Source organism: Gordonia sp. i37, from assembly GCF_002043085.1.
Lineage (GTDB): Bacteria > Actinomycetota > Actinomycetes > Mycobacteriales > Mycobacteriaceae > Gordonia > Gordonia polyisoprenivorans.
The window spans coordinates 1-1,910 of sequence record NZ_MVPX01000491.1 but is presented as its reverse complement, the minus strand read 5'-3'; the positions used below and the strand labels follow the sequence as shown (position 1 = coordinate 1,910).

Sequence of the window (1,910 nt, the reverse complement as noted above, 5' to 3'; positions counted from 1 at the left end):
CCCCGCGACGCGGCGGTTGGCCATCCAGGCCAACGGTGTGACAAGGGTTTTCGATACCGGCGACCATCAGATCGGCGGTGTACAGCAGCAACAGGGCGGGTACCCGGGATCGGTGAGCTTCTCCAGCCAGTACGGCACCTTCGACGTCTCGAGCCTGCGGGAAATCGGTGGGCAGGAGATCGTCGACACACCGGTGGCGGCGCCCGAACCCCCAGCCCAGAACGGTTCGACCCAGTTTGCCGCCGCCCAGTATGCCTCCGCCCAGATTCCTTCAGGTCAGAACGGTCCCGCCCAGAATGCTCCGGCCCAGAACCTTCCGGCCGGCTCCGAGGACATCTTCGCCGCGATCGAGTCGCTGGCCGGTCTGCACCAGCGCGGCATCCTGACCGACGAGGAGTTCGCGACCAAGAAGGCCGAACTGCTCGCCCGGCTGTAGGGGAAGCGCGTTGGTGGTGGAACTCGAACCGGGATTGGCGGCCTCGCTCCGCAAGATCGAGCGACAGGTGCTCGCCGAGGTGCCGTTGCGACCGCGCGCGGTACGGGTGATCTGGCTGGCGATCGTTGCGCTGGCCGCCGCCAGCATCGGTGCCTGGGTGACCAGCGACGTCGGCGGCGACCGGACACTGCTCGGTCAGATCGCGATCGGGCTCGGCGTCGGCGGCACCGTGCTCTCCGCGGCGGCGGCCACGCGGCGTCGATTCGGGTGGTGCGTCCTGGCCGGCGCGATCAGCGGGATCGCCGTTCCGCTGTCGGTGCTCGGCTACTGGTCGACGCAGACCGGATTGGGTGTGGCGTCGGGCTGGTTCCTCGTCGCGGTGCTGTGTCACGCGGTTCTCGTGGGCAACTGGGCGCAGTGCGGGCGTCCGCCGGTTCCGCCGCGGAAGTAGGAGACCCACCTCTAATACGCAGTGTGTCCCATCCGATGGCGGCCGGATGTGGCGGTTCTCTGTCTACGGGCCGCGACGGATTCGGCGCGGTGTATCGCGTCGAGAGCGTCACTCGCCCTTGAACGGTGCGGTCCCGAGTACCAGCTGAAGTCCGTCGATCCCGGAATTGGCTCGTGCGTACTGCAATTCGTGGCTGATGTCGCCGATGTTGTTGAGCGGGGGTAGCGCCAGACCGATGGTGGAGAGCACGCCGAGGGCACGCCCCTGTGCGTCGAGGTAGGCGCTGCCGCTGTCTCCGGGGATGCCTGGGAAACGCATCTCCACGATGTGCGACCAGCCGTTGTCGGCGGGCTGGTCGGCCTTGTTGACGCCGTGTTGCTTCGACAGCTTCTTGAATCCGAACTTCAGGCTCGAGCTGCCGTAGCTGTAGATCTTCGCGTCGGGGGTTGTGCCGTCGGTGTTGATGCCGGTGGGTCCGCCCCAGAACGGGATCGACGGATTGACCTTGCCGACGTCGTCCGGGTTCACCTTGATCAGTGCGAGATCGTTGAAACTGCAGGTGTTCTGGTCGGTTTCGCCCTTCTGATGCATGGTGAGCCAACTGTTGTAGACCAGGGTGCCGGCACCGAGTTGTGTGCCCACGCCGGTGATTGGGTTGCCGCCCTTGTTGAAGGTGACGGCGGTGCCGATCGGCAGGCTGTTGTTCTGGCATCCGTTGGTCTCGGTGTCCTTGCCGGTTCCCGAGCAGTGTGCGGCCTGTCCGAGGTAGACGTTGCCGGATTTGTCTACGAAGACGTAGTTGGTGGTGCATTGCGCATCGCCGGTGTAGGTCTGGACGCCGGGGGTGATCGTCGCCGAATCAGCGGACGCGAAATCGACTTTCGCGGCATCCGCCGCCACCGTCATCTGCGGCGTCGCCGGGGTGGCCTGTGTCGGAGCGGTGGAGGTGCCGCACGCGCTCGCGGCGACCGCGACGAATGCGGCCGCCGCGACACAGGCCACGGCCATGCGGCGGCGTGGCTC

General features: G+C 66.6%; 3 protein-coding genes. 2 read left to right on the top strand and 1 reads right to left on the bottom strand.

The genetic code is table 11. The features are described 5' to 3' along the window. Both B1964_RS23850 and B1964_RS23845 read left to right on the top strand, forming a co-directional pair. A partial coding sequence (locus B1964_RS23850; protein WP_139765846.1) for an SHOCT domain-containing protein occupies positions 1-436 on the top strand: 436 nt, incomplete at its 5' end. 16 nt (positions 437-452) lie between these two features. After that, entirely contained in the window at positions 453-887 is a 435-nt protein-coding gene (locus tag B1964_RS23845; RefSeq protein WP_079931542.1) for a hypothetical protein, read from the top strand. Between the two features lie 108 nt (positions 888-995). Here the strand turns inward: B1964_RS23845 and B1964_RS23840 are convergent. Further along, positions 996-1,910: hypothetical protein (locus tag B1964_RS23840; protein WP_253194152.1), on the bottom strand; the 915-nt coding region annotated here is incomplete at its 5' end.